Genomic DNA, 19,365 nt, shown 5'->3' on the forward strand with positions numbered 1-19,365 from the left:
CAGCGACCAGACATGTTTCTATCCGTCTTCGATATGTTCAAAGTGGGCGTTGGCCCATCCTCGTCCCACACGATGGGGCCGATGGTGGCGGCCGCGCGGTTCCTCGATCTGATGCGCGCATCGCCATTCGAATTCGCTGGCTTGCGCGCGTCTCTGCATGGATCTTTGGCCTTCACCGGCGTCGGCCACGCCACGGACCGCGCCACGATCCTGGGGCTGGCTGGGTTTGTCCCCGACAGCTATGACCACGATCATGCCGAAGCAGCACTGGCTGCAATTGCCGTAACCGGCACTGTCACACCCGAGGGTCTGCCGACCCTGCGGTTCGACCCAAAGGCCGATCTGATCTTCGACTACGACAATACCCTACCCGGCCATGCCAACGGTATGATCCTGATGGCCACCGACGCGCAGGGCGACGTGATCTTGCGGCAGGTTTATTACTCGGTCGGCGGCGGCTTTGTCCTGACCGAAGAGGAACTGGCCGAAGGCAAGGACACCAATGACGGCCCGCCGGTGCCCTTCCCGTTCAAGACCGCCGCCGAAATGCTGGAAATGGCGCGCAGCAGCGGCAAGACGGTCGCCGAGATGAAACGCGCCAACGAGATCGCGCGCGGCTGCGCCGACAGTTTCGCGAAGGGCACCGCTCGATTGTGGGAGGTGATGAACGCCTGTATCGAGCGCGGGCTGAGCACCGACGGCATCCTGCCCGGCGGCCTCAAGGTGCGGCGCCGGGCCAAGGCGATCCACGATGCCCTGATGGCCGAGCGCGGCATGAACCTGAACGCGCCGCACACGATCAACGACTGGATGAGCGTCTATGCGATGGCGGTGAATGAGGAAAACGCCGCCGGCGGTCAGGTCGTCACCGCCCCCACCAACGGGGCGGCGGGCGTGCTGCCGGCGGTGCTGCGCTATTACCTCGACCACGTTCCAGGCGCGTCGGGAAGCCATATCGAGGATTTCCTGCTGACCGCCGCCGCGATTGGTGGGTTGGTGAAGTACAACGCCTCGATCTCGGGTGCCGAGGCTGGTTGCCAGGCCGAGGTCGGCAGCGCGGCCGCAATGGCCGCGGCGGGTCTTTGCGCAGTGATGGGCGGCACACCGGAACAAGTGGAAAACGCCGCCGAGATCGCGCTGGAGCATCACTTGGGCATGACTTGCGACCCGGTCGCCGGGCTGGTTCAGGTGCCCTGCATCGAGCGCAACGGGCTGGGCGCGATCAAGGCGGTTTCGGCGGCGTCGCTGGCCCTGCGCGGAGACGGGCAGCATTTCGTGCCGCTGGATGCGGTGATCGAGACCATGCGCCAGACCGGCCATGACATGCACGAGAAGTACAAGGAAACCTCGCTGGGCGGACTGGCCGTCAATGTGCCAAACTGCTGAGGGATCGAACCGGGAGGGCAGCTCAATGCGTGGACATTGCCTGTGCGGCAGAATCGGGTTCGAGGTCGACCCTCCGGTCCTGTCTTGTGTTTCCTGCCATTGTGACAGCTGCCGCCGCCAGTGTGCCGCGCCGATGACCACATATTTTGGGGTCCGCGACGGTCAGTGGCGTTGGACCGGAGAGGAACCGAAGCGGTTCAACTCTTCCCCCGGTGTCGAGCGCAGCTTTTGCCCGCATTGCGGAACGCCGATCTCGTTCCGATCCACTACGATGTCCGACGTTTTGCACCTTTATGTAGCGACGCTGGAGAACCCCGAAGCCCTGCGGCCAACGCTGCATGTCGCCCATGAAGAAAAACTGACGTGGCTCAAACTGGGCGACGGGCTGCCCACTTGCCTCGGTCCGGACTACACAAAGGTACAGCCCTTGCCCGAGGGCTGACGACGGGCCTTTCCCATTCTTCGGGAAACGTCTAGCGTCGCGCCCATGACACAGGATCGTCCCGTCTTCGGCATCGTTTTGATGCTTGGTTTCTGCGTGCTTGCACCGCTGGGCGATGCCTTGGCCAAGCTGTTGGGAGAAACCACTCCGCTTGGCGTTCTTGTGCTGGTGCGTTTTGCGGTGCAGGCGGCCATCCTGATCCCGCTGGTGGCGCTGACGGGTCGGACCTGGCGAATGCGCGGGCGCGTGCTGCGGCTGACCGTGCTGCGCACTCTACTGCACATTGTCGGAATAGCCGCGATGTTCAGTGCGCTGCAATATCTGCCGCTGGCCGATGCCGTCGCCATCGCCTTTGTCATGCCATTCATCATGCTGCTGCTGGGCAAGTATGTGCTGGGTGAAGAAGTCGGGCATCGTCGTCTGATCGCCTGCATTGTCGGTTTTGCTGGCACGTTGCTGGTCATCCAACCCAGCTTTGCCGAGGTTGGTGCTCCGGCCCTTTTGCCGCTGATCGTGGCTGTCGTCTTTGCCCTGTTCATGCTGGTGACCCGGCAGATTGCCAAAGAAACCGATCCAATTGCCCTGCAGGCTGTGTCAGGGCTGCTGGCCACCGCGGTCCTGGCTCCAGTGCTTGCGATCGGGGCCCTGACAGGTCTTCCGGATCTGGCATTGACCCTGCCGCAAGACAACGCTCATTGGTTGCTGTTGGCGATCGGTGTTCTGGGAACCGTGGCACATCTGCTGATGACATGGGCGCTTCGGTTCGCGCCTTCGGCAACGCTGGCGCCGATGCAATATCTGGAGATTCCGGTGGCGACGTTGATCGGCTGGCTCATCTTTCACGATCTGCCAAACGGCCTGGCGGCCCTGGGGATCGCCATCACGATCGCGGCCGGGCTTTATGTCATCCTGCGCGAGCGGGCCAGTGCCCGGTCTGCGCCGACGCAAACGCCCGCATGACAGCATCAAGAGCATCGCGCGGCACCATGACCAACAACCCAGGTCCGTCGACCTCGAGGGCAACCTGAGCCAGCGCACGGTTCGATGTTCCGACCCGCCCGTCCGGCTCAAGCACCAGACCGTCGATCGGCCATTCCAACCCCGAACTGCGTCCGGTTACACGCTGAAATGGAAACAATGACACTGTGTCGCCCGGCGTGAGCGACAGTGATATGCTGGGCGGGGCGTGAAAGACCACTTCGCGTGCGCCCAGCAGGACGCACGGCCTGTCTTGGTGGCAAACCAGCGTATTGAGCACCGCCAACTGGTGGTCCAGCCGACCTCCGAGAAACCCGACGCCCAAGACCAGCGGCGCTCGGATATTGCGCAGGGCTTTGTCGAAATCAGTGCTGTCCTGTTCCCGGATCGGAAACAAACGGTCCTCTGGTATCCGTGCAAGATAGGCGTGTTCCAACGAATCGAAGTCGCCGATCACCGCATCCGGAACGCGCTCCGAATCGATCAATGCGGCGGCCCCGCCATCCGCAGCTACCGCGCCGTTGACGCGATTCAGCGCCAGATTCAGGTCATCGGGGCCGATTTCCCCTCCTCCGAACAGGGCAATTGGTCTTTTGGAATGAACAATTTCGCCGTTTTTTCCAAGATTGACCATTTTTCCCGCTTTTGGACACATTGAGACCACAAAATGATAGGTTCTTTAGAACAGGTTCGAGCTGACAGACGCGCCCAGCGTCGCGCGGGTTGGCTCTGTGTAGTTTGTAGAGGACGTGCGTCTGATGGTACAGAACAACAAGGTATTGACCGTTTCCTACGGAACCTTCTCATGCACTTTGGAAGGCTTTGACGATTCCTTTGAGACGATGAAGGCGATTGCCGAATACTTCCGCGATCTTGCCGCGGATGACAGGTATTTCGGCTCCGAGCCTCCGCAACCAGACGCAGAAATGTTGACCCGTATCGCTCAGCGTGACGCTTCGCGCCGCGTGGAAGCCAAGCAAAACGACACCGGACTGCTGCTGCGCGCCACGGACGAAGCCCATGATGCGGCCCCGCAACAACCCGCACCCGCAGCTAGCACACCGGCGCCCGCCAGCCCTGACCTGAGCGTGGTCGACACAGCACCGGCGGCTGGTGCTGCCGCATTCTTTGCCGATGCCGAGCCAGTCGAATCCGCAGCCCCCCAAGGCGCCGACAGCATCGCCGCCAAGCTGCAGCGCATCCGCGCGGTCGTCTCGCATAATGACCAGACGCCCCCCGCCTACAGCGAAGACGAAGACAGCGGTTTTCTAGCGTCGCCCGAGCCCCAGATTGACGCCATCTCGGCCGCATTCGAAGCCGGAGCGCTCAGCCCCGACGATCTGGATGCAACTGAAGAGGTGATACAGGAAGATGCTCCGGTAGAGGCCACACAACAGCCCACGGACCCGTTTGTCGACCTGGCCGAGGAAGAACCTCAGGCAGCGGTCGAATTCGAAGCGGAAGAAGAATTCCAGGCAGCACCGGAAGTCGAAGCGGAGGCTGAGGTTGTAGCGGAGGATGATGAAGGCGCCGAGGATGCTCCGGAAGTTGAAGCTGATCTGGAAGAGGCTGAGGAAGCCGCAGCGGAAGAAACGTCCGAAGACGACAAGTCCGCCAGTGATGAAGAAACCTCGTCCGAGATTCTCTTCGCGGATCTTGAAGAGGACACCGACTCGGAGCCCGAGGCTGACGACATCCTCAACATTCTGGGTGATCAGCCCGAAGATGCCGATGGGGAAGTCTCTGAACTCGCGGAAGACGGCGTCCTGACCGCCGAAGACGAAGAGAGCATCCTGGGTGAGATCTCGGAAATCGAGGCGGAAATGGATGCGCGCTCGAAACGCGACGCAAACAAGCCTCAGGACGTGGACTCGGACGTGTTGCGCCTGATGGAGAAGGCCGACGCCCAAATGGACGACCCGGCCACTTCGGACAAGCGGGAAACTTATTCCCACCTGCGCACAGCTGTAGCAGCCACCGAAGCTGAAGGCGGCAAGGCCCGCGATGCGGATGAGGACGAAAACCAGAAATATCGTGGAGACCTGGCCTCGGTCGTCAGCCCCCGTCGTCCCGAAATCCATGTCACCAGCATGCGCCCCGAGTCGGATACGGCCGCGCCGCTCAAGCTAGTTGCCGAGCAGCGCATCGATACGCAGGACGCGGACGCCGGTCCGGTCACCCCGCGCCGCGTGACCGCAGCACAAGACGACGACCCATCCGAAGAAGGCGGCTTTGCCCATTTCGCTCAGGAGCAGGGCGCACAATCCCTGCCCGACCTGCTGGAGGCGGCGGCGGCCTACCTGTCTTTCATCGAAGGTCAGGAGCAGTTCTCGCGTCCGCAGCTGATGAACAAGGTGCGTTCACTCAAGCAGGATGAGTTCAACCGCGAAGAAAGCTTGCGCTCGTTCGGCCAGCTTCTGCGCGATGGAAAGATCGAAAAAGCCGGCGGAGGGCGCTTTGCCGCCTCGAACCAGATCGGCTTCCGCCCCGACGACAAGCGCGCCGCGGGCTGACAAGACCCCCCAACTGCCCAAGACAGGCCGGAGATCCTCTCCGGCCTTTTTTGCATTTTACGAAAAAGCTCAGAACTTGAACGCCAACGCCACGTATGGGCCAGTAAGTATAAGATCGACAACGTTGCGGCCGTCCTCAAAATCAACGCTCAGATGACGGTAGCCGGCTGCAACATCGATGGTCTCGGTCCAGCTCCAATTGGCTTGAACGAGGGCTTCCCACTGGAATTTCGACCCATAGCCAAAACCACCGATGTTGCCCATGGCCGCAAGCTTCCAACGCTCATTCAGCGCGCGAGAGTATCGTGCCCCAATGATTGGATCTGTCCAGCTTTGGTCAGTGCTTGCCGTGAAACCGGCTACGGTTGTCGACAGATCAAGATCCCAATGGCGCAGCCCGCCCAGCACCTCAATTCGGGACCGGCTGTCCTCTGCCACCGCGTAGCTGCCCGCGAGCGAGGTCATGATCCCGTCCAGCTCCCAGCTCGCGGCGTTGCTGAACGGTCCGATGGAAACGGTGTCGCCCAAATTCAGATAGTTGAACTCGCCTCCGATCGTCCAACGCCCTTTCCGGGCCTCGCCCGCGATCAGGAAAGCACTGTTTAGAATGTCGAAGATGGATTTGCTGCCATCAACCGGAGGGTTCGGCCCAATGTCCAGAGAGGTTCTGAAATCCGGCCCCCAGAGATAAGGGGCAATGACGAACTCCCAATCATCAGCCCAGACGGCGCCTGAACTCAGGGTTGCGAGACTGGTCAATGTGACCAAAACAGCATTTTTCATCAAGGATCCACCTGCCGACTTGTGCTTACCGAAACTGTTTTTCGGACAAGCCTGTCACGTCGGCAGGTTTCTTACAACGGTCCGGTCTATTGCTGATCTTGATCCGGGTCTTCTTTGCCAACGCCACGAAACACAAATTTGAATGGCAGCGCCCACAGAACACCCAAAACCACATAGACCAGCAGTTCGACCAGGATTGATGGTCGGTCCAGCCAGTTCACGATGGTGACCACCGCCACAATGTACAGCGGCAGCCCCACCAGCAACAGAACCAGCGACCACCGCCTGCGGGCCTTGTAGCTGAGGCCGGGTTTGTCCGCGCCTGCCATCAGTCGGCAAACGGGTCGGTCACCAGGATGGTGTCGTCCCGCTCCGGGCTGGTAGACAGCAGCGCCACCGGGCATTCGATCAGTTCTTCCACCCGGCGGACATATTTGATGGCGTTTGCCGGCAAGTCTGCCCAGCTGCGCGCTCCTTCGGTGGACTCGCTCCAGCCCGGCATTTCTTCATAGATCGGTGTGCACCGCGCCTGCTGATCCGCAGCCGTGGGCAAATAGTCCAAACGCTTGCCGTCCAGTTCGTAAGCGACACAGATTTTCAGCGTCTCGAACCCGTCCAGAACATCGAGCTTGGTCAGGGAAATGCCGTTGACGCCACTTGTGGCGCAGGTTTGCCGCACGAGGCAGGCGTCAAACCAGCCGCAGCGCCGTTTGCGGCCTGTCGTGGTGCCGAATTCATGTCCGCGCTCTCCCAGTCGCTGCCCGTCGGCGTCGTGCAGTTCGGTCGGAAACGGGCCTTCGCCGACACGGGTGGTGTAGGCCTTCACGATACCCAGAACGAAGTCGATCGACCCCGGACCGATCCCCACGCCCGTCGCCGCCTGCCCTGCAATCACGTTTGACGAGGTCACAAACGGATACGTGCCGAAATCGATATCCAGCAATGCACCCTGAGCGCCTTCGAACAGGATGCGCTTGCCCGCTTTGCGCTTTTCATTCAGCACTTTCCAGACGGGGGCCGCAAAAGGCAGGATCTGCGGCGCGATTTCCTTCAATTGGGCGATCAGTGTGTCACGATCCACGGCGTCGATACCCAAACCCTTGCGCAGCGGGTCGTGGTGTTGCAACGCCCTATCGACCCGGGCCTCGAGAGTCGCCTCATCCGCAAGATCGGCCACACGCACCGAGCGGCGACCAACCTTGTCTTCATAGGCCGGGCCGATCCCGCGCCCGGTCGTGCCAATCTTGGTGCCCTTGCTCGCTGCTTCCTCGCGCGCGCGGTCCAGCTCGCCGTGGATCGGCAGGATCAAGGGTGTGTTTTCCGCAATCATCAGCGTTTCAGGTGTGATCTCGACGCCTTGCGCGCGGATCGTTTCGATCTCTTTCAGCAGATGCCAGGGATCCAGGACAACCCCGTTGCCGATGACGCTCAGCTTGCCACCACGCACCACACCAGACGGCAGTGCATGCAGCTTGTAGACCTCACCATCGATGACCAGCGTATGCCCGGCGTTGTGCCCGCCCTGAAAACGCGCGATCACGTCTGCCCGCTCGCTGAGCCAGTCGACGATCTTGCCTTTTCCTTCGTCACCCCATTGGGCGCCGACAACAACCACATTGGCCATATCCGGTCCTTTTTGCGCTGAATTACCAAACCCGGCCCATATAGCGGGGCGCAGGCAACAGGGAAACCGGTAATTCGCCGCAGCCACCAATCGCGCCGACGCTCAATGCTCTTGTCGGGGATCATGGCCACCGGACGGAGTCCGCGCCGTTGTTCATCTGGCCGGGAACACACGTGGAAAAGGCCCTGAACGGGCAACACCTTGAAAGCCAACTTGCGCTACAGGCGCACCGGCATTCCGTGAGGCGTCTTTAGATACGCCTCCTCCCAAGATGCGCGCATTTCGTGGATTTCTTCGGGCAATGCCGTTTCCTGCTCGGCCAAAACGGACTCGAGCGTTTCGAGCCATGCCATGAAATAATCGTCGCCCCCGTCCAGCTCGCGGTTCAGCCCGTGGCGCCGCAAAGTCTCGGAGAACCGAGCGGCCCAATCGCTCCAGGAAATCCGGCCGGCCTCATTCAACGCCACCGTCACCGCAAACAACTGAGCGTGCCAGGGGCTCTCAAAAACCGGACTTGGGGCGTTGTGATCGGGACAGATGCTCATGCGGGTTCCAGATAGCTTTGCCAGAGATCCAGAATCACCTCGTCGTCCGGGTGTTCGGGATTGGCCCACAGTTCCGACGCGGGAAAAGCAACGGCATAAAGCGGCTCGGGCGCTTCACCCAGACCATGCGCGCTGGAGTCCGGCAAGACATGTGTGCCGTGAAACCGCAAAATGCGTCCGGTCGCGCCCGCTCCGTATGCGGGCAGCCGCGTGTGCCCCCCTTCAACAAGACGATTGGCCGAAGGGCGCAGCGTGCGAACGGTCTGGCCGACCTCAAAAGCGGCAGGGATGTTCGACGGGCGATCGGCCGGTCCACCTTTGGCCAGAACTCTGGCCACCGCATCTGCCGGCAGTTTTCGCGGAGCAAGCGGATGTGGCTCGTCAACGCCCTGCCCGCGCAGATCCTCGATCCGCAAAACCCCGGTCTCGATCAACAGGTTGGCCAGGGCCGAAATCCATTTCTCGTAATAGCTAAACCGGGCATAGTCCTTGGGGGACAGCCTTTCCCGCGCATGGCGCGACGTGTCGATGTTCCATTGGCCCAACGCGCCCGCAGCCAGCGTCACGGCAAGGGCCCGCGCGTGCCAGCCTTCGGCAAAAACCGGCGCGTCCTCAGGCTCGGGGCGTACCGGCCCGTCACCGAACCGCCCGCCCATGTCGTGGACACGGGTCATGCCGACACCTTCGGCAAACCCGTGCCGATCATGCTGTCGCGCGTGACCAGCGCGGCCAAGTCCTCTTCGCTCAAACCGTCAGTGCCTTCTGGGCGCATGGGCAAGACCAGATACCGTACTTCGGCAGTCGAATCCCAGACACGAACCGTGGTACCTTCGGGCAGTTCAACTCCGAACTCAGCCAGGACGCGGCGCGGCTCGCGCACGGCTCGGGCGCGGTAAGCGTCAGATTTGTACCAGCCCGGGGGGATACCCAACAGCGGCCATGGGTAACAGCTGCACAAGGTGCAGACGACCATGTTGTGCGTCCGGGGAGTATTCTCGACCACGACCATATGCTCGCCCTGCCGGCCATAATACCCCATCTCAGAGAGCACAGGCGTAGCGTCGTCCAGCAGGGCGCGTTTGAAGTCCGGGTCAGACCAAGCTTTGGCGACAACCTTCGCACCGTTCTGCGGACCGATCCGGTTCTGATAGGTGTCGATGATCTCGTCCAGAGCGGCCGGATCGATCAAACCCTTGCGGGTCAGGATCGTCTCAAGCGCTTTGACGCGCAAAGCGGGGTCCGGGGGCAGCAACGCGTGCGGGTGGTCTTGGTCGTCATGTGGCATGGCCGCAGCCTGAGCCAGGCACCGCCGGGTGTCCAGCCCCATTTGGCCTGTTCGGCACAATCCCCTGCGGTGATGGCAACTCGTGGCTTGCCCCCGGCCTCAAACTTGCTTAAGTACCCGGCGATACACGCCACGCCGCACAGGAACACCATGGAAAACGTCGTTCTAATCATCCACCTTCTTTTGGCTTTGGGCCTGATCGCCGTTGTTCTGCTGCAGCGGTCCGAAGGCGGTGGCCTGGGCATGGGTGGCGGCGGTGGTGGCGCCATTGCAGGACGTTCGGCAACGACGGCACTGGCAAAGGTGACCTGGATCCTTGCAGCCTGCTTCATCGTCACCTCGATCACCCTGACGATTCTTGCCGCGGAAAAATCGGCTGGAAGCTCGGTCATCGACCGACTTGGCGTTCCGGCTCAGGACGCGACCGAAGAGAGCACACCTGCTGTTCCTTCGGCCGAGGACCTGCTGCCGCCGGCGCAGGGCGACAACGCGCCGCTGATCCCACAGGCCGACTGATCCACAAAACCTAGAAATCTGAAAGAGAACCACAACAGCATCTTGCGGTTCTCTTGCGCTTTTTGCGCGAATCCTTTATACGTGAAGTCCCGTGATGCTGCGGTTTTTTCGAACCGCCGGGCAGTTGATGTTGACGTCTCACGGGGGCAGCCGAAGAAACATGGCGCGATTTATTTTCATCACTGGTGGTGTTGTTTCATCCTTGGGCAAAGGGCTGGCGTCCGCTGCTCTGGGTTCGCTTCTGCAGGCTCGGGGATACTCGGTTCGGCTGCGCAAGCTGGATCCCTACCTGAATGTCGATCCGGGCACGATGTCGCCGTTCGAACACGGTGAAGTTTTCGTCACCGACGACGGAGCCGAGACCGACCTGGACCTGGGACACTACGAACGCTTCACAGGTGTTGCCGCACGAAAGACCGACTCGGTCAGTTCGGGGCGGATCTATTCAAACGTTCTGGAAAAGGAACGCCGCGGCGACTATCTTGGCAAGACCATTCAGGTGATCCCGCACGTGACCAACGAGATCAAGGACTTCATCGCCATCGGTGAGGATGAGGTCGATTTCATGCTGTGCGAGATCGGCGGCACCGTGGGCGACATCGAAGGCCTGCCCTTCTTTGAAGCCATCCGTCAGTTCAGTCAGGACAAACCGCGCGGCCAGTGCATTTTCATGCACCTGACCCTGTTGCCTTACATCAAGGCCTCTGGCGAGCTGAAGACCAAGCCCACCCAGCACTCGGTCAAGGAACTGCGATCGATCGGCCTGGCACCCGACATCCTGGTCTGCCGTTCCGAAGGACCGATTCCGCAGAAAGAGCGCGAAAAGCTGGCCCTGTTCTGCAACGTGCGCCCCGACGCGGTGATCGCCGCGCAAGATCTCTCGACCATTTACGACGCGCCGCTGGCCTATCACCGCGAAGGTCTCGATCAGGCCGTGCTCGACGCATTCCAGATCAGCCCAGCGCCCAAGCCCGACCTGTCGAAGTGGGAAGACGTCAGCGACCGCATCCACAACGCCGAGGGCGAAGTGAAGGTCGCCATCGTCGGAAAGTACACCCAGCTGGAAGACGCCTATAAGTCCATAGCCGAGGCGCTGACCCATGGCGGCATGGCCAATCGCGTCCGGGTCAAGGTTGAGTGGGTCGATGCCGAGATCTTTGACACCGAAGACCCCGGCCCGCATCTGGAAGGGTTCCATGCCATTCTGGTGCCCGGCGGTTTTGGCGAGCGCGGCACCGAAGGCAAGATCAAGGCTGCGCAATATGCCCGCGAACACAAGGTGCCGTATCTGGGCATCTGTCTGGGCATGCAGATGGCAGTGATCGAGGCCGCGCGCAACGTGGCCGGCATTTCCGGCGCGGGGTCCGAGGAATTCGACCACGAGGCCGGCAAAAAACGCTTTGAACCGGTGGTCTATCACCTCAAGGAATGGGTTCAGGGCAACGCCAAGATCGAACGCAAGGTTGGTGACGACAAGGGCGGCACCATGCGTCTGGGTGCCTACAACGCGGTTCTGACCGAAGGCTCGAAAGTTGCCGAGGTCTATGGCAGCACCCAGATCGAAGAACGACACCGCCACCGCTATGAGGTGGACACCAAGTATCGCGAACAGCTTGAGAAAGCGGGTTTGAACTTCTCGGGGATGTCACCCGACGGACGCCTGCCCGAGATCGTCGAATGGTCGGATCACCCGTGGTTCATCGGCGTGCAGTACCACCCGGAACTGAAATCCAAACCTTTCGATCCGCACCCGTTGTTCCGCGACTTCGTTCGCGCGGCCAAGGACACGTCGCGTCTGGTCTGAAGCGGACTGTACCGCTTGGTCTTGCTTTGCAAAGCGTTCCGGTTCAGTTTGAGCCGGAACGGACAAAAGGAGCAGACCGCGTGAGCAAAGGATACTGGGTGGCCCATGTCGATGTAGACGACATGGAGACCTACAAGACCTACATCGCTGCCAATGGCGAGGCTTTTGCCGAATACGGTGCCCGTTTTCTGGTCCGCGGTGGAGATCGGCAGGTGCGGGAAGGCGCAGCGCGGGCGCGAACCGTCGTTATCGAATTTCCCAGCTACGAGGCCGCCCTGGCCTGCTATGAAAGCGACCTGTACCAAAAGGCAAAAGCCTTGCGCGATCCAGTTTCATCCGGTGATCTGGTGATCATCGAAGGGTATGACGCCTAGCACGGACACGGTGACAGAAATACGGATTCCCCAATGCCACTGCTAAAGAACTTCCTGCAGGCTTTGCGCCCTCCTCAGCAGACCACGCTGCCGGACCCCGATGCGGAACTGGCGCTTGGCGCTTTGCTGGTGCGTGTTGCGCAGGCCGACCGCGACTACAAGATCGAGGAAATCAGCCTGATCGACCGCATCCTGGCACGGCTGTACCAGCACAACGCGATCGAAGCCGCCAAGGTCCGCGCCACCTGCGAGAAGCTGCACGCCGCAGCCCCCGACACGGATACGTTCGGCAAACTGATCCGCGAAACGACGGATTTGCACGAACGTCTGGCCGCGATGGAGGCCCTTTGGGAGGTTGTGCTGGCCGACGGCAATTCGGACGAGGGCGAGATCAAGATCGTCGAAGAAGCGCGTATCGCCATGGGCCTCAGCTACAATGACAGCCAAGCCGCGCGCGAACGGGTGCAAAGCCGCTTGGACGCGGGCTGAGTGGCCGCTATATCTAGGCCATGTTCAACGCCTTCCTGTCCCGGCTGACCCAGCCGCAGCCCGACCCACTGACCGATGACGACGCCCGGCTGGCCTTGGCCGCCCTGCTGGTTCGCCTCGCTCGGTCCGATGATGACTATGCCGATACCGAGATGTCGCGCATCGACAAGGTTCTGGCCGAGCGCTACGGCCTGTCCCCGTTCGAGGCCGCAGGGCTGCGCGCCCAGGCCGAAGATCTGGAGGCCGAGGCCCCTGATACCGTCCGCTTTACCCGTGCCATCAAGGATGCGGTGCCGTACGACCATCGCCTCGGCGTGGTTCAGGCGCTGTGGTCGGTGGCGCTGGCTGACGGTCAGCGCTCGCAGGACGAGGACTCGCTGCTGCGGCTGGTCGTCAGCCTCCTGGGCGTCAGCGACGTGGATTCAGCTCTAGCCCGGCAGAAGGCCGCCAAATCGTGACGGCGATGCTGGGCATGTACGACATGCCCGCTTTGCAACCGGCCAACGATCGCTTTTGGAGTTTGATTCGCGCACATTTGGGCGAAGGTCCGAACCATCTGACCCGTGATCGCGATTTCTGGGAGATCTGGCAGGACCCTGACCTTGTCTTTGCCCAGACCTGCGGCATGCCTTATCGCACGCGCCTGCACGGCAAGGTGCATCTGGTCGGCACTCCAGATTATGACCTGCCGGGCTGTCCGCGGGGACACTACTGCTCGGTTTTCGTGGCCCGCGCTGAAGACGCGCGCGATCTGCCTGAACTGGCGGCCGGTTTTTTTGCTTTTAACGAGGCGCTGTCCCAATCGGGTTGGGCCGCGCCGGTCACGCATCTGTCCGAACTGGGCCTTGCTCCGGCGCGCCTGCTGGAAACCGGTGGACACGCTTTGTCGGCGCAGGCCGTGGCCGATGGACATGCCGATTTCGCATCGCTGGACGCGCTTACATGGGTGCTGCTGCAAGAGCATACCGATCTGAGCAAGCGCCTGCGCCAAGTGGCAATCACGCGCCCCACCCCGGCGTTGCCCTACATCACCGCGATCAAGCGCGATCCGGGCCTGGTCGCCTCTGCGGTTCGCGCCGCGATCTCAGACCTTTCCCCGGCTGATCGGGCAGCGCTGCACATCCGCGGGTTGATCGACATTGCAGATGATCTCTACCTGGCCGTTCCCAACCCGCCATCGCCTGCGGCTTTGCTGCCTGAAAGCTGACCAATTTGACCACTGACCGTGGCCGAATCGGAGGTTTCGGGACTTGAACTTGTCATTTGCACATTGCATTGCTCTTGTTTTTCGGCCCTAGTACCGCACCAACGCAATCAACAACACCAGGACGACCCGTGACAGACAGCACTCCCGTCATCGAGATCAAGAACCTGCACAAAAGCTTTGGCAATCTCGAAGTCCTCAAAGGAGTGGACATCACCGCCCATCGCGGCGACGTGGTGTCGCTGATCGGATCATCCGGGTCGGGCAAATCCACCCTGCTGCGCTGCTGCAACCTGCTGGAAGACAGCCAGGAGGGCGAGATCCTGTTCAAAGGTGAGCCGGTGCGCTGGACCGGAACCCGTGATCACCGCCGCCCCGCCGATCCCAAACAGGTGCTGCGCATCCGTACCAACCTGTCGATGGTGTTCCAGCAGTTCAACCTTTGGGCTCACATGACCATCCTGCAGAACGTGATGGAAGCCCCGATCACCGTGCTGGGCCGTGACCGGCATGAGGTCGAGGACAGCGCCCGCAAATACCTGGACAAGGTTGGCATCGGCGACAAATGCGACGCCTATCCCGCGCAACTGTCGGGCGGCCAGCAACAACGCGCCGCGATCGCGCGAGGCCTGTGCATGGAGCCCGAGGCGCTGCTGTTCGACGAGCCGACCTCGGCACTCGATCCCGAGCTGGAACAGGAAGTGATCAAGGTGATCAAGGATCTGGCCGCGGAAGGCCGCACCATGATCATCGTCACGCACGACATGCAGATGGCCGCCGACATCTCAAGCCACGTGGTGTTTCTGCACCAGGGCCTGATTGAAGAAGAAGGCTCGCCCGAAGATATTTTCACTGCTGCCGAATCCGAAAGGCTTCGGGGCTTTCTCTCCGCCACAAAGGCGGCATAAAATCAGGACAGAACCAAACAGGGGAGTTACCAATGAAAAACCTGATTCTGACCACTGCAGCGCTGGCGCTTGGCGCTGGTATGGCCATGGCCGACACGGTCCGCATGGGCACCGAGGGCGCCTATCCTCCGTACAACTTCATCAACGACGCCGGCGAGATCGACGGCTTCGAGCGTGAGGTCGGCGACGAGTTGTGCAAACGCGCCCAGCTGGAATGCGAATGGGTCAAGAACGACTGGGATTCGATCATTCCGAACCTGGTCTCGGGCAACTACGACACCATCATCGCGGGCATGTCGATCACGGCCGAGCGTGATGAGGTCATCGACTTCACCCAGGACTACTATCCGCCTACCGCGTCGGCCTATGTCGCAACCTCGGCGGATGCTGACGTGACCGGCGGTGTGGTCGCCGCACAGACCGCCACCATCCAGGCCGGCCACGTGGCCGAGTCGGGCGCAACTCTGGTTGAGTTCGCGACGCCCGAAGAAACCATCGCCGCCGTGCGCAACGGTGAGGCTGATGCCGTTCTGGCCGACCGCGACTACCTGGTGCCGCTGGTCGAGGAATCGAATGGCGAACTGGTCTTTGTCGGCGATCCGGTCCCGCTGGGCGGTGGCGTCGGCATGGGCCTGCGCGAAAGCGATGCCGAACTGCGCGGCAAGTTCGATGCCGCCATCACCTCGATGAAAGAGGACGGCACCCTGAACGAGATGCTGAAAAAGTGGTTTGGTGAAGACACCGCCACTTACGCACCTGACGGCTCGGTCGTCACCAACTAAGCATCCGGTCCTGCGGTTCGGCGCCACGCGCGCCGAACCCACCCCGGCCCGCGCCGGACCCGACGTTCGAAAGACGCCCCATGTTTTCCTACTGCGCTGATCCCGACACGCTCGGCACGTTCCGCTGGTTTTCATGCTATCTGACCAACGGCGTGCACTGGTCGTTCTACCTGTCGTTCATCAAGGTTCTGGCCTTGCTGGCGGTGACGGCCCCGGTGGCGTTGGCTTTCGGCTTTGCGGGGGCCATGGCGGCGCGGTCGCATGTCCCGCCACTCGGTTGGCTGGGCAAGGGCTATATCGCCATCGTGCGCGGTGTGCCCGACATTGCGTTTTTCCTGTTTTTCGTGATCGCCCTGGACCAGGGGTTCGAGTGGATGCGGCATCAGGTGCTGTGTCCCGACTGGACCGATCCGATCCGCCAGGGCAACGATTTCCTCGTCTGCCCCCAGGCCAAGCTGCCGCTGGGCACCGCACCGGAATGGGTGCACGAAACCTACGGCTTTTTCCTGGCCGTCATCACCTTCTCGATCGTGTTCGGTGCCTTCGCCGCCAACGTTCTGTTCGGCGGTATGCGCGCCGTGCCGCTTGCGCAGCTTGAAACCGCCGAGGCCTATGGCATGACCCGCCGCCAGACCTTCTGGCGCATTCTCGTGCCGCAGATGTGGGTCTATGCCCTGCCGGGCCTATCGAACCTTTGGATGGTGCTGATCAAGGCCACGCCCCTGCTGTTCCTGCTGGGGGTCGAGGACATCGTCTATTGGGCGCGCGAGCTGGGCGGCACCAAGACCTCGAAATTCACCGCCTATCCGCATGGCGACTGGCGCATGTGGTACTTCCTGTTCCTGCTGGTTTTCTACCTTGGCATGACCCGCGTTTCCGAGATCGGCCTCGAACGGCTGATGCGCCGCCTGTCGCATGGCCAGGCCACATCGGGCGGAGAGCTGCTGCGCAAGGAGACCACCGCATGAGCTGCCTGCAGACCATCCAGGATTACGGCCTGCGTTCGATCGGGTTTGGCGAGCGCCTGCTGCCGCGCAGCGATTTCACCCTGTGCGAACAGTTCACCCTGATCGGTTCAGGGATGATCTGGAACATCTATTTCGGCGTGATGGCGCTGGCCACCGGGTTCTTCCTGGCCACGGCCGTGGCCCTGGGCAAGGCGTCCAGCCGCAAGTGGCTGCGCAAACCGTCCGAGTGGTTCATCTTCATCTTCCGCGGCTCGCCGCTGTTCATCCAGTTCTTCTTTGCCTACTTCTTGTTCCTGTCGCTCAAGAAGACCTACCCGATGTTCGACGCCTTCACCTCGGCTTGGCTGGGGGCGCTGATCGTGTTGTTCCTGAACACCGCCGCCTATTCGGGCGAGATCTTCTATGGCGCGCTGCGGTCGATCCCCAAGGGAGATATCGAGGCCGCCGATGCCTATGGCATGTCGGGTTGGTCGCGCTTCCGCCGGATCGTGTGGCCCACCATGCTGCGGTTGGCCTGGCCCGCCTACACGAACGAGGCGATTTTCCTGTTCCATGCCACAACGCTGGTCTTCTTCTCGGCCTTTCCGGCCTGGCAGCAACGCGGGGACGCGCTGTACTATGCCAGCTATTTCGCCGACAAGACGTTCAACCCGTTCGTTCCCTACCCGATCCTGGCGTTCTATTTCATCCTGCTGACACTGGTGATCGTGGGCGTGTTCGGCCTGATCAACAAGCGGCTGAACCGGCACCTGCCGGTGGCGCGCAAGGCCAAGATGCGGTTCCGCCTGAACTTGGCGCGCTAAGGCGCCAAGCCCTTCAACTGTCGTTTCACTTAAAGCGCGCCATCGCGGAGTCAAAAGCCTCGGACATGTTGTCCCATGCCTTGTCGAATCCGGCTTTCATATCAGCCCAGGCCGCGTCACTGGCCTTGCGCATTTCCTTCAATTCGGCTTCGGCCTTGTCCCGCTGCGCCCGCATCTCTTCCAACTGCTTTTGGTACTGGGTTTTACTGTCCGCCGCGGCTTCGTCGATTTTGGCCTTGGTCTTGTCGATTTCGGCGTTCCACTGGTCCAGCATGGCCTTGGCTTTTTCGACGTAAACATCTCTTTCCGACATCCGAACATTCCTTTCTTGTGAAAACTTTCCTGACTGCGGATCAAAGCGTAACCCAGCCCTCGCGATTCCCACAAATACGCAACCGAGTGTTGATCCGAGCCGGCCGATTGAAGTTGCAAAAAACCGTGCAATGCATGTGCTGGAATGGGTACATATCCTGATGTTTCGTTTATTCCTGCCGCGCCCGAGATTGTCACCCGAATAATTTGATCAAAAATCGTGACAAGGGCAGAAAGCTCGACTAGGTTTGCCGCAGCACAGCTACGGAGCCCCAGATGGACCTTGCCGCCCTGCATACATTTCGCGTCGCCGCCTGTGACCTGAACGGCCAGATGCGCGGCAAACGCGTGCCCCCGTCTTACGCCGACAAGCTGGACAGCGGCGCGGTGCGCATGCCGTTTTCGGCGCTGAACGTCGATCTGTGGGGCGCCGATATCGAGGGCAGCCCGCTGGTGTTCGAAACCGGCGACGCCGATGGCGTGCTGCGCCCGACCGAGCGCGGCCCCGTGCCGATGCCCTGGCTGACCACACCCACGGCGCTGGTGCCCATGTGCCTGTACGACGATCACGGCACACCCTTTGCCGGCGATCCCCGCCATGCGCTGGCCGCAGTCCTGTCGCGCTATGCCCAGCGCGGATGGAAAGTTGTTGCCGCGACCGAGTTGGAGTTCACCCTGCTTGACTCCTCGGACGCGCAACCAAAACCCCCGCACAACCCGGTCACCGGCCGTCGGCTGCGCGGCGAGGCGGTGCTGTCGATGGCCGAAATGGACGCCTTCGACGCCTTCTTCACCGAACTTTATGATGGGTGCGCCGAAATGGGAATTCCCGCCCAGACGGCAATCTCAGAGAGCGGCATCGGCCAGTTCGAAATCAATCTGAACCATCAGAATGCCATGCGCTGCGCCGATGATACGTGGCTTTTCAAGGCATTGACCCGAGGGCTAGCCCGCAAGCACGGCTTTACCGCGACCTTCATGGCCAAACCCTATGCCGATGATGCGGGGAACGGAATGCATGTTCACTTCTCGGTGCTGGATGACCAGGGTCGCAACGTCTTTGACAATGGCGGGCGTGAAGGGACCGAAATCCTGCGCTCTGCCGTCGCCGGCTGTCTGGCCGCCATGCCCGGCAGCACGCTGATCTTTGCTCCGCATGGAAATTCTTACACGCGGCTCGTGCCCGGAGCCCATGCCCCCACTGGCGCGGCCTGGGCCTATGAGAACCGGACCGCGGCAATCCGCATTCCGGGCGGTGCGCCCGCCGCCCGCCGGATCGAACATCGCGTGGCCGGCGGCGACATCAACCCCTATCTGATGCTGGCCGCGGTTCTGGGCGCGGCTCTGATCGGCATCGAGGACGGCCTTCAACCCCTGCCCCCGATCACGGGAAATGCCTACGAGATCGAAGGGCTACCGCAATTGGCAGGAGACTGGGATTCGGCCATTTCGGCATTCGAGACGGACCCGATCATCGCGCGCATCTTCTCCGAGGATCTGATCCGAAACATGGTGATGACCAAAAGGCAGGAATCCGCACGCTTTGCCGACATGGACCCCGACAGTCACTGGCTGAGCTATCTGGAGTCCGTATGATCCTCTTGCCCGTGGATCAAGACTCGGGTAGATTGAATTTGATCAAATTTGGT

The 19,365-nt window shown here is 61.4% G+C and carries 23 protein-coding genes; 15 read left to right on the forward strand and 8 right to left on the reverse strand.

Translation table 11 applies throughout. The features are described 5' to 3' along the window. The first annotated feature begins 12 nt into the window (after positions 1 to 12). The 3 genes from ACR0DA_RS08410 to ACR0DA_RS08420 are packed head-to-tail and all read left to right on the forward strand — an operon-like array spanning position 13 to position 2,788. Positions 13 to 1,386 (forward strand): L-serine ammonia-lyase, encoded by a 1,374-nt coding sequence (locus ACR0DA_RS08410; RefSeq protein ID WP_480753589.1) that lies wholly within the window; start codon positions 13 to 15, stop codon positions 1,384 to 1,386. A 25-nt stretch (positions 1,387 to 1,411) separates the two neighbouring features. Continuing rightward, positions 1,412 to 1,828 (forward strand): GFA family protein, encoded by a 417-nt coding sequence (locus ACR0DA_RS08415; protein WP_170529031.1) that lies wholly within the window; start codon positions 1,412 to 1,414, stop codon positions 1,826 to 1,828. A gap of 45 nt (positions 1,829 to 1,873) precedes the next feature. Next, positions 1,874 to 2,788 carry a DMT family transporter gene (locus ACR0DA_RS08420; RefSeq protein ID WP_170372224.1) on the forward strand — a complete coding sequence of 305 codons (915 nt, stop codon included), beginning with the start codon at positions 1,874 to 1,876 and terminating at the stop codon, positions 2,786 to 2,788. On the opposite strand, the gene ACR0DA_RS08425 is transcribed toward ACR0DA_RS08420, so the two are convergent. After that, the gene (locus ACR0DA_RS08425; protein WP_480753591.1) at positions 2,733 to 3,440 is read right to left on the reverse strand and encodes a thiamine diphosphokinase; all 708 of its coding nucleotides are present in this window, start codon (positions 3,438 to 3,440) and stop codon (positions 2,733 to 2,735) included. The genes ACR0DA_RS08420 and ACR0DA_RS08425 overlap by 56 nt on opposite strands. 124 nt (positions 3,441 to 3,564) lie before the next feature. On the opposite strand from ACR0DA_RS08425, the gene ACR0DA_RS08430 reads away from it, so the two are divergent. Then, complete coding sequence (locus ACR0DA_RS08430; RefSeq protein WP_480753592.1) at positions 3,565 to 5,319, forward strand: hypothetical protein; 1,755 nt, start codon at positions 3,565 to 3,567, stop codon at positions 5,317 to 5,319. Positions 5,320 to 5,388: 69 nt separating this feature from the next. Here the strand turns inward: ACR0DA_RS08430 and ACR0DA_RS08435 are convergent, their stop codons facing one another. The 6 genes from ACR0DA_RS08435 to nthA all read right to left on the reverse strand — a co-directional run bounded on the left by ACR0DA_RS08435 (position 5,389) and on the right by nthA (position 9,556). Continuing rightward, positions 5,389 to 6,102: a porin family protein gene (locus tag ACR0DA_RS08435; RefSeq protein WP_170446656.1), complete on the reverse strand. Its 714-nt coding sequence runs from the start codon at positions 6,100 to 6,102 to the stop codon at positions 5,389 to 5,391. Between the two features lie 86 nt (positions 6,103 to 6,188). Further along, the gene (locus ACR0DA_RS08440; RefSeq protein WP_093962533.1) at positions 6,189 to 6,431 is read right to left on the reverse strand and encodes a DUF2842 domain-containing protein; all 243 of its coding nucleotides are present in this window, start codon (positions 6,429 to 6,431) and stop codon (positions 6,189 to 6,191) included. Then, on the reverse strand, positions 6,431 to 7,726 hold the full coding sequence (locus ACR0DA_RS08445) for an adenylosuccinate synthase (protein ID WP_170449436.1): 1,296 nt from the start codon (positions 7,724 to 7,726) through the stop codon (positions 6,431 to 6,433). The genes ACR0DA_RS08440 and ACR0DA_RS08445 overlap by 1 nt, the downstream gene beginning before the upstream one ends. A gap of 218 nt (positions 7,727 to 7,944) precedes the next feature. After that, positions 7,945 to 8,271: a nitrile hydratase accessory protein gene (locus ACR0DA_RS08450; RefSeq protein ID WP_480753594.1), complete on the reverse strand. Its 327-nt coding sequence runs from the start codon at positions 8,269 to 8,271 to the stop codon at positions 7,945 to 7,947. Further along, the gene (gene nthB / locus ACR0DA_RS08455) at positions 8,268 to 8,945 is read right to left on the reverse strand and encodes a nitrile hydratase subunit beta (protein WP_170435017.1); all 678 of its coding nucleotides are present in this window, start codon (positions 8,943 to 8,945) and stop codon (positions 8,268 to 8,270) included. Before nthB ends, ACR0DA_RS08450 begins: the two co-directional genes overlap by 4 nt. Next, a complete protein-coding gene (gene nthA, locus ACR0DA_RS08460; RefSeq protein WP_480753595.1) occupies positions 8,942 to 9,556 on the reverse strand; it encodes a nitrile hydratase subunit alpha in 615 nt (204 codons plus the stop codon). The genes nthB and nthA overlap by 4 nt, the downstream gene beginning before the upstream one ends. Positions 9,557 to 9,706: 150 nt before the next feature. Between nthA and secG the strand changes: the two genes are divergently transcribed. The 10 genes from secG (at position 9,707) to ACR0DA_RS08510 (ending at position 17,404) form a co-directional block, all read left to right on the forward strand. Continuing rightward, entirely contained in the window at positions 9,707 to 10,072 is a 366-nt protein-coding gene (secG, locus tag ACR0DA_RS08465; protein ID WP_093962537.1) for a preprotein translocase subunit SecG, read from the forward strand. Positions 10,073 to 10,232: 160 nt separating this feature from the next. Further along, positions 10,233 to 11,876, forward strand: coding sequence for a CTP synthase (locus tag ACR0DA_RS08470; RefSeq protein WP_093963011.1), 1,644 nt, complete (start codon positions 10,233 to 10,235; stop codon positions 11,874 to 11,876). An 80-nt stretch (positions 11,877 to 11,956) separates the two neighbouring features. Next, on the forward strand, positions 11,957 to 12,250 hold the full coding sequence (locus tag ACR0DA_RS08475; RefSeq protein ID WP_170363112.1) for a DUF1330 domain-containing protein: 294 nt from the start codon (positions 11,957 to 11,959) through the stop codon (positions 12,248 to 12,250). Between the two features lie 39 nt (positions 12,251 to 12,289). Continuing rightward, a complete protein-coding gene (locus ACR0DA_RS08480; RefSeq protein ID WP_170340012.1) occupies positions 12,290 to 12,739 on the forward strand; it encodes a tellurite resistance TerB family protein in 450 nt (149 codons plus the stop codon). Between the two features lie 20 nt (positions 12,740 to 12,759). Next, the gene (locus ACR0DA_RS08485) at positions 12,760 to 13,197 is read left to right on the forward strand and encodes a tellurite resistance TerB family protein (protein ID WP_093962539.1); all 438 of its coding nucleotides are present in this window, start codon (positions 12,760 to 12,762) and stop codon (positions 13,195 to 13,197) included. Positions 13,198 to 13,202: 5 nt separating this feature from the next. After that, positions 13,203 to 13,946 carry a phosphate/phosphite/phosphonate ABC transporter substrate-binding protein gene (locus tag ACR0DA_RS08490; protein WP_480753921.1) on the forward strand — a complete coding sequence of 248 codons (744 nt, stop codon included), beginning with the start codon at positions 13,203 to 13,205 and terminating at the stop codon, positions 13,944 to 13,946. Between the two features lie 128 nt (positions 13,947 to 14,074). Further along, positions 14,075 to 14,851: an ABC transporter ATP-binding protein gene (locus tag ACR0DA_RS08495; protein WP_093962540.1), complete on the forward strand. Its 777-nt coding sequence runs from the start codon at positions 14,075 to 14,077 to the stop codon at positions 14,849 to 14,851. Between the two features lie 32 nt (positions 14,852 to 14,883). Then, complete coding sequence (locus ACR0DA_RS08500; RefSeq protein WP_093962541.1) at positions 14,884 to 15,633, forward strand: transporter substrate-binding domain-containing protein; 750 nt, start codon at positions 14,884 to 14,886, stop codon at positions 15,631 to 15,633. 80 nt (positions 15,634 to 15,713) lie between these two features. Then, positions 15,714 to 16,601, forward strand: coding sequence for an ABC transporter permease (locus ACR0DA_RS08505; protein WP_170358530.1), 888 nt, complete (start codon positions 15,714 to 15,716; stop codon positions 16,599 to 16,601). Next, positions 16,598 to 17,404 (forward strand): ABC transporter permease, encoded by an 807-nt coding sequence (locus tag ACR0DA_RS08510; protein ID WP_170358529.1) that lies wholly within the window; start codon positions 16,598 to 16,600, stop codon positions 17,402 to 17,404. The genes ACR0DA_RS08505 and ACR0DA_RS08510 overlap by 4 nt, the downstream gene beginning before the upstream one ends. Before the next feature lie 25 nt (positions 17,405 to 17,429). Here the strand turns inward: ACR0DA_RS08510 and ACR0DA_RS08515 are convergent, their stop codons facing one another. Next, positions 17,430 to 17,717: a sll1863 family stress response protein gene (locus ACR0DA_RS08515; RefSeq protein ID WP_170372210.1), complete on the reverse strand. Its 288-nt coding sequence runs from the start codon at positions 17,715 to 17,717 to the stop codon at positions 17,430 to 17,432. A gap of 275 nt (positions 17,718 to 17,992) precedes the next feature. Here ACR0DA_RS08515 and ACR0DA_RS08520 point away from each other — a divergent pair, with 275 nt between their 5' ends. After that, positions 17,993 to 19,312 carry a glutamine synthetase family protein gene (locus ACR0DA_RS08520; protein ID WP_480753597.1) on the forward strand — a complete coding sequence of 440 codons (1,320 nt, stop codon included), beginning with the start codon at positions 17,993 to 17,995 and terminating at the stop codon, positions 19,310 to 19,312. Positions 19,313 to 19,365 lie beyond the last annotated feature (53 nt).

The sequence above is a fragment of the Ruegeria sp. CI8 genome (genome assembly GCF_056536865.1).